This is a genomic window from Nakamurella sp. GG22, from assembly GCF_052976845.2.
Genome location: NZ_JBRIIO020000064.1, coordinates 1 through 7,546, shown reverse-complemented (window position 1 = coordinate 7,546; position 7,546 = coordinate 1). Strand labels below are relative to the sequence as shown.

Here is a 7,546-nt window from a genome sequence, read left to right as displayed (position 1 = left end):
TCCGACTCAGCCCACGGTTGCCGAGTACCACGGACAAGCACGAATCGATGGCCGCCCAGCCCCCCACTGCTCCCGCTGCTCCGGCAACCCGACCCAAACGCAGCGCCCCCTCACGCCGACCGGAACCCAAGTCCACGGCGCCCGTCAGCGCAAACTCGGCAACAGCCCCATCCGGTCGGCAGTACCTGCGCACCATCGCCCTTTACATCCCCAGATCGCTGCACCGAAGCCTCGGCGAACGCGCCGACTCAACAGGCACCACCCGAACCGCGCTGATCCTCACCGCCGTCAACGAGCGCCACCACCAACTCCCCGCCGCCCTGGACACCAGCACCGACACGACCGCAGCCGGGGACCTCTTCGACATCCCCCAACAACGAGCCGACAAAGAACCCTCCGTCCACACCACCATTCGCGTCACCGACCGGCAACTCACCGCCATCGATCACCTCGTCCAACAGTTGGACACCAACCGCTCAGCGCTGATCGCCGCCGCACTCCGACTCCACCTGAACTGAGCCCACCGGCCACCGAACCGCACCGCACGAATCGGTGGCCGCAGCGAGCGCCAGCGAGCGGAGCGCGGCCACCGACCCGCGAGGGGAGTGGGGCCGGCGCGGCCCCACACAATCAGCCCCGCGAAGCGGGTCCCGCCGCGCCGCGGCCAGCGCCGATAACCAGTCGCGCCCACGTTCACAAACCCAGGGCGCAACTAAAGGTTCTTCATAAAGGAAAAGCAACTACAGGGGACCCCTCATTCTTGGCCTCTGACCTGCGCAAACAGCCTGAACCCCGCGATGAGCTATGCGCAACCGGCCGCGACAACCCATGCGTGCACAACCAGCCCCGCCCACCGTCACCCGGCTGGCCGCCGGAATGCGCCAGGTCCCTGACCTGCATTAACGATCCACGGCCGCGACCGCTTATGCGCCCCGGTCCATCCCGACCCTGCTGCGACCACCTATGCGACGCGGCGCGGCACGGTGCCCGAACTGGGAGACCATTTATGCGCGGACAACTAGCCATCCTGTGTGGACAACCGCTCACCGGTCGGCGCGACCATTTATGCGCCACCGCACGCCCGGCTCGTCGCCGGGGCCATCAACCGCCGCAATGGCCTGCGAAGAGGGGAGGGGGGCCGCGGATCGCGACCATTTATGCGCCGCACACCGGGATCAGCCAGCCCGCGGCCACTCATGCGCGGCGCAGGGGCCGACCACCCCCATGGCCCGCCTGGCCGCCGTGGTCCCGAGTCAAGACACCTGCATCCTGCGCGACTGCTTATGCGGAGGGCCATCCGTCGCACACCAACGTCGACGGTCACGCCGCGACCGGTTATGCGTGGACAACACCACACGTGACCTGCGGAAAAGGCACTCCGCGACCGGTTATGCGTGGACAACCGAACGATCCTGCAGGGAATGGATTCACTGCGGCGTGTCACCAGTGGGGACCCATCAAGGGCATGCAACCGTGACCGGGAAAGAAACGGCCCCCGCGGAGTCGGAAGCTCCCGGGGGCACGGACCGCTCCTATCGGACTAGGACCAGCCATGAGCACCGTACCGAACAGCACTGACAACCACCCCTCACTCTTCGGCGAGTTACCAGCACTGGTCATCTCTAACCGGCAACGCGACCTCCTCGACGCCGCCACCGCCATCGAAATGGAAGACGCCCGCGACGCCGGCGCCGTCGGATACGCCGCCCGGCTCTGGGCCCAGCTATCACTGCCCTACAAAGACCCAGGAGACGCCGGCCTCTGGATCCGCCGCAATGGATCCCTCACCCTGCGGGTCATGCCCGGCATGACAGGACCCAAAGGCGCCGAGAAGCCCGGCTACCCCTACGGCGTCCTACCCCGGTACGTCCTGACCTGGATGAGCACCGAGGCCGTCCGCACCCAATCACCTGTCCTGCAACTCGGCAACAATCTCAGCGACTTCATGGAACGCCTCGGACTGTCGCCTACCGGGGGCAAGAACGGCACCATCACCCGCCTCAATGACCAAATGCGCCGCCTCCTCACCTCCTCCATGTACGTCGAGGACAGCCGCGCCGACGACTCACGATGGGGGATTGCCGGCGCGCACTTCAGCGTCGCAAGCGGATACCGCCTTTGGTACAACAACGATGACAAAGCAGGCGAGAAACCTCTCTGGGGATCCACCATCACCCTCGCCGACTCCTTCTACGACAGCATCGTCAGCGCCCCAGTCCCCGTGGACACCCGCGCCCTCGCCGCCCTCGCCGGATCCCCCCTCAAACTCGACCTGCTCGTCTGGCTCTCCCACAGACTCGGCTACGTCCGCCGAACCCAACTCGTGCCCTGGGCGGCACTCTCCGAGCAATTCGGCAGCGACTACGCCCGCCTCCGCGACTTCAAAGCCGTTATCCTCAAACAACTCCGCGACGTCCTCGCCGTCTACCCAGGCGCGAATGTCACCGTCGCAACCAATGGACTGCTACTCGCGCCATCCAGAACAGCCATCCCGCGCAGGTGACACGGAGCCCTCGGCAGGACCCGCAGCGCCCGGAAGACGGGTTGCCGCGTCGCGGCGCTGGCGGCACAAACGGCCGATCTCCCAACGGCCCGTTGGGAAAATCGACGCACGTCCGCCAAGAGGGCGATCACCACCGATCGGCCGAGCCCCGAGATCGCTGAGTTACTCGACGTCCTCTGTTCCCAACAGGTCGTCGAAACGGCTGAAAGTTGGACCTCGGTCGAGGGCAGGAGTGGCGAGCACTTCCGGCAAGGGACAGGACATCGGGCGTTCCGCCCCGCGCCCCACCCGGGATGTCGGCAAACGTCGGTCGAATGCTGAAATGGTCTATCGCCGTTCGACCGCATTTGCACGCCGATATGGGGTCTCGTCCTCAGTCAATCGTCGGCGGCGATGTCCGTGGCCGCCGGATCGATGACGTCGCCGGCAGTTGCGCTGTCAGACATTGCCACCCCGGCGAATGCCTGTGTGACGGCATCGACCGGGGGAAGCGCGTCCCGCTCGGCCGCCGGCAAGGTGTCGTAGGTGTAGGTGGCAACGGCCATCGGTGCTCTCGCGGCTCGCAACGCATACTTCACGGTGTTCTCCGTGCTGCTGGTGCACAGCAGAATCCCCACCGTCGGGGCGTGCACCTGCGGTTTGCGTAGCTGGTCGTCGACAATGGTGACGTAAAAGCCGAGCTGCCCGGCGTACTCGTGCCGGAACCGTCCCGCCCTCAGCTCAATGACGACGTAACGGACCGTCGGGGCATGGAACAACAGCAGATCAACGTAGAAGTCGTCGTTGTCGACGGTGAACCGATGTTGTCTGCCGACGAATGCGAAACCCGGTCCGAGCTCCGCCAGGGTGTCTTGCAACCGGTCCGTCAGCGCGTCCTCGAGTGCGCGTTCCGTGGAACGATCGGTGAGGTCAAGGAAATCGAAAACGTACGGATCCCGAACGATCTCTTGAGCCTGATCGGCGTCCACCTCCTCCAGTCGCTCGTTGAAGTTGCTAGGCGCCGCCCCGATTCGATGGTGTAGCCCGGTCGCAACGTGATGTTCCAGAACCGGGCGCGACCATCCATTGCGAACATCACGGTCGGCGTACCAGTCCCGGAGGTCGGGGTCCTTCAGCTGGTCGAGCAGGGTACAGACATGACCCCACGGCAATTTCCCAACGGGCCGTTGGGAAATTGAACCGCCCCCCGGCCACGCCGCCGCGAACGCCCGCATGTACTGCAGGTTCGTGGGGGATAGACCCTTCATGCCCGGGAACTCGCCGCGCAGGTCGTTTGACAACCGCTTGATGACCCCGGAGCCCCAAGGCTCCTGCTCCTGCCGCACCAGGATGAGGCTGCCGATGCGCCAGTACAGGGCCAACAGCTCAGAATTCGCGCTGCGCGCCGCCCTTAACCGCGCGACCCGTACCTCTGAGGCGATCTGCGCCAATAGGTCGCCGTAACCCCGCGGCACCAGCACATCACCCATATGTGCAGCCTCGCACGCCGCCCCGCACGACCCGAACACGGCCAGGATCGCCCCCAGATCGGCACGTCGACACGCCAGGCCGACTCGTAGGGAGGCGCCGCACAAGGGTCAATGACCGTCGTCGGCGACCGCGAGGCGCCAGTGGGTCATCACGGCCAAAGCGCCGCGTGCTGCGCGGCAGCGGTGCAGTGGTCACCTTTGAAGCGTCCGTCTGAGCAGGGGTAAGTGTGCGGGGGTGGGGCCCCGGCCCGTCAAGGGACGCGATACCGGCCCGCCGATCCGCCCGGGCCGACCCCACCCCAGAGGGGACCCCGAGGTCGACACCACCCGGACCAGCAGACCGGCACCGCTCAAGCCCTTGACAGGCCACCCGCACCCCCGCCCTGCCCCCACGCCTCAGCCGAACGCGCAGAGGCAGAAACGAGGGCGGCTCATCATGACCAGCAAGCGAGAACAGTTCATCCCCGGTGCCTACCGGCAGCACATCCTGGCCGGCGTCATCATCGCCGGGAAGCAAACCATCGTTGTCGACTCGCACGGCGGCGGTCCCGGCGCAGAGGGCAGCCAGATCACCGCCACCTTCGGGCAGCAACTCATGATCACCCTGTACGACACGGCAGCCGCGACCGTCTACACCCAGGCCTGGCTCGCCGACGCCGACCAGTGGATCTTCAACGGCCTACCGGCCGAGATCCCCGCAGGGCAGGGACGGGGCAGCACCGGCCCGGCGCTGAGTGTCCGGGCACACGGCGAGGACCGCCGCTCCGCCCGGTACGACTCGGTGTCACGCACCGCGATCGTCCGGGTCGGGTCGCTGACCTGGACCGTCCAGGACCGCGCCGCGGCCGACTCCATGAGGGAGGCCTGGCAGTACATCGCCGAACTCGCCCCGCTGATCCTGGACCGGCAGGCACCCGCCCGCATCCGCCGGCGCCGCCCCAGCCGTCGCTGACCGGGCACTTGCATACTCCGCCGGCCCCCGTTCTGGGGGCCGGCGGGGGACCGCACTCTCAAGGACCGAGACAGGTTGTCCACAGCAAGAAATGCATCAACATTTCAAAAGCAAGATTCGACGGGATGACCGTCATAGGCCACCGTCAGACACGGAATGCCCGCGACACCCGAAGACAGGACTCACCGTATGTACACCGTCAGCACCACTCCCGGCGGCCGCAACGACACCGCTGACACAATCCCGAATGCGTTGGCAGCCCTCGCGTTTCACCTCACCGCTCAGCTGCCCGACGGGCCGGTCGCCTGGAGTATCACCGATCCCGACGGCACCGAGCACCGCGGCCGCGCAACCCTCGGCAGCCGCGTCGACCTGCTCGCCATCTTCGTCGACGAACTCATCGACGACCTGTCCACGGCGCTGCACCGCGCGGCAGACCACTTCACTGCCAGCCCGCGTCAGCGCACCCAGTGAACGGCCGCAGCGGGGCGGCAGCAGCGAGCCGCTGGCTCGCGAAGTTGCGACCTCATCAGGGTTTCTGGGCCCCGGCATGGAACGCCAAAGGACCCGACCGTCGGTGTGCGCCCCTACCGTCCGGGTAACGCCCCAACCTGGCCTGCGGGAGGTAGCCATGACCGAAGTCGTGTGGGTGTATCTCGTCTGGCGCTACTGGCGAGGCATCGCCTGGACTATCGCGTGGATATTCGCCTTCTGGGCGCCGGCGCTGATAACCATCCCGCTCGTCGGCTGGTGCGCGCCTCCGCTGCTGTACTGGGCTGCCGTGTCGTCCCGCCGGCGACGCCTCGACCGGCAGGCACGAACACCCCGCGGTGTAGGAGCCGGATGCAACCCCGGACGATGGCAGCCGAGATGACACCTCGTTGAGCACGCACCTGACGCCGCGACCGGCCAAGCGGTCCGATCAGAGAGAACCTCAACCAGCGCCCCGGCGAAACCCTGCCGATAGGGCGTCCGCGACATACCAGCAGGACGCGAAGGGCGGAACCGGTCATGTCCGGTAGATACGCGCCGACCTTAGCTGTTGTCTAAAGCTGACTAAACGCGGCTAAAGGCCGCTGCTCAGGGTCAGGCGTCGGCCGGCCCCCTAGGGCTTCCTTTGCACTGCGGCGTCAGCCGTTGCCGTCCGTCTGTGCGGGTGGATGGTCGAGCGCGTCGAGGTTGAGTTTTCGGCCGGTGTGTTCTGCCCAGGCGATGACGTCGGGGAGGGCCCAGATGCTGCCCATGGTGAGTTTGGCGCGCGGTGGTGGGAAGTCGTCGCGGGTGACGAGTTGGCTGACGCGTTGGCGGCTGACCGCCAGTAGGCGGCCGAGTTCGGCGTTGCCGAGAAGGATTTCCACGGCTTCAACAGTAGGCACTTGCCCAGCATAATTCTCGTCTTTGCGGTTGCCTAGTAGGCATATGCCTATTGGACTAGGCATATGCCTAGACCGGGCGGTCCGGTCGGCAGGAGAGGGATCGTCATGGCTCATCAGTTGGAGATCTGGTCGGACGGGTCGGCGTCGGTCGTGTCGGCGCGGCAGCATGCGTGGCACCGGTTGGGCACGGTGCTCCCGGCGGAGTTCGACGCGGAGCAGGCGATGAACCACGCCAAGCTCGGCGGGTGGAACGTCCGCAAGGAGGCGTTGCAAGCCACGGTGCTGACCGGCGACGGGGTGTCGACCCTGGCCGTTCCGGAGCAGTTCGCTACGGTGCGGACCAACCCGGTGACCGGGCGGCCGGACGTGCTCGGTGTCGTGGGGCGGGGTTACACCCCGATCCAGAACGAGGCGCACGCCGCGCTGCTGGACGCCCTGGTCGACGAGTCCGGGGCGCACTTCGAGACGGCGGGGTCGCTGCGCGGCGGCCGTCAGGTGTTCCTGACCATGAAGTTGCCGACCACGATGCAGGTCGGGGGAGTGGACCCCGTTGATCTGTACCTGATCGCGTGCAACAGCCACGACGGCACGTCGGCGTTCCGGTTGCTGGTGTCCCCGGTGCGGGTGGTGTGCGCGAACACCCAGGCGATGGCCATCAGCCGGGCTAAGTCGTCGTTCTCGATACGGCACACCTCCGGCGCGGCCGGTCAGATCGAGCAGGCCCGGCAGGCCCTGGGGCTGACCTTCGCCTACGCCGAGGAGTTCCAGGCGCAGGCCGACCAGTTGATCGCCCAGTCGATGACCGATCAGCAGTTCCGGGACCTGATCAACGCCGTGTGGCCCGCCGACCCGAAGGCCGACAAGTCGAAGCGGTCGCAGACGATCGCGGCGAACCGGCGGGCTGTGCTGGTGGACCTGTGGCGGCACTCACCGACCGGTGAGGTCATCCGGGGCACCCGGTGGGCGCGTACCAGGCGATCACCGAGTACACCGACCACTTCGCCCCGGTCGCGGACAAGCGGAACCCGAGCGCGGCCCGCGCCGAGCGGGCGATCACCTCCGCGAACGTCGCCGCCGTGAAGACCCGCGCGTTCGAGTTGGTCGCCGCGCACTGACCCCTGCCGGTCAGGTGGTGGGCCGGGGGATTGCAGCCCCCGGCCCACCGATTGCCCCCACCCCACCGCTTATCTGTGAAGATCGATTCGTGCTTGTCCGTGGTACTCGGCAACCGTGGGCTGAGTCGGAG

At 67.0% G+C, this 7,546-nt stretch carries 7 protein-coding genes; 5 read left to right on the top strand and 2 right to left on the bottom strand.

The window, feature by feature from the left end; translation table 11 throughout:
- Nucleotides 1–518, top strand: a 518-nt coding sequence (locus tag ACVBEQ_RS27925) for a ribbon-helix-helix domain-containing protein (protein ID WP_473163209.1), incomplete at its 5' end; no start/stop codon positions are given.
- A 1,034-nt stretch (nt 519–1,552) separates the two neighbouring features.
- Nucleotides 1,553–2,503 (top strand): replication protein RepA, encoded by a 951-nt coding sequence (locus ACVBEQ_RS27920; RefSeq protein WP_447156707.1) that lies wholly within the window; start codon nt 1,553–1,555, stop codon nt 2,501–2,503.
- A gap of 377 nt (nt 2,504–2,880) precedes the next feature.
- On the opposite strand, the gene ACVBEQ_RS27915 is transcribed toward ACVBEQ_RS27920, so the two are convergent.
- Entirely contained in the window at nt 2,881–3,972 is a 1,092-nt protein-coding gene (locus ACVBEQ_RS27915; RefSeq protein WP_447156706.1) for a PDDEXK nuclease domain-containing protein, read from the bottom strand.
- Nucleotides 3,973–4,408: 436 nt separating this feature from the next.
- Here ACVBEQ_RS27915 and ACVBEQ_RS27910 point away from each other — a divergent pair, with 436 nt between their 5' ends.
- Entirely contained in the window at nt 4,409–4,924 is a 516-nt protein-coding gene (locus ACVBEQ_RS27910) for a hypothetical protein (RefSeq protein WP_447156705.1), read from the top strand.
- Nucleotides 4,925–5,113: 189 nt separating this feature from the next.
- Complete coding sequence (locus tag ACVBEQ_RS27905; RefSeq protein ID WP_447156704.1) at nt 5,114–5,398, top strand: hypothetical protein; 285 nt, start codon at nt 5,114–5,116, stop codon at nt 5,396–5,398.
- A gap of 656 nt (nt 5,399–6,054) precedes the next feature.
- Here the strand turns inward: ACVBEQ_RS27905 and ACVBEQ_RS27900 are convergent.
- Nucleotides 6,055–6,300 carry a DNA-binding protein gene (locus ACVBEQ_RS27900; protein WP_447156702.1) on the bottom strand — a complete coding sequence of 82 codons (246 nt, stop codon included), beginning with the start codon at nt 6,298–6,300 and terminating at the stop codon, nt 6,055–6,057.
- A gap of 105 nt (nt 6,301–6,405) precedes the next feature.
- On the opposite strand from ACVBEQ_RS27900, the gene ACVBEQ_RS27895 reads away from it, so the two are divergent.
- Entirely contained in the window at nt 6,406–7,380 is a 975-nt protein-coding gene (locus ACVBEQ_RS27895; protein ID WP_447156701.1) for a DUF932 domain-containing protein, read from the top strand.
- The last annotated feature ends 166 nt before the right edge of the window (nt 7,381–7,546 follow it).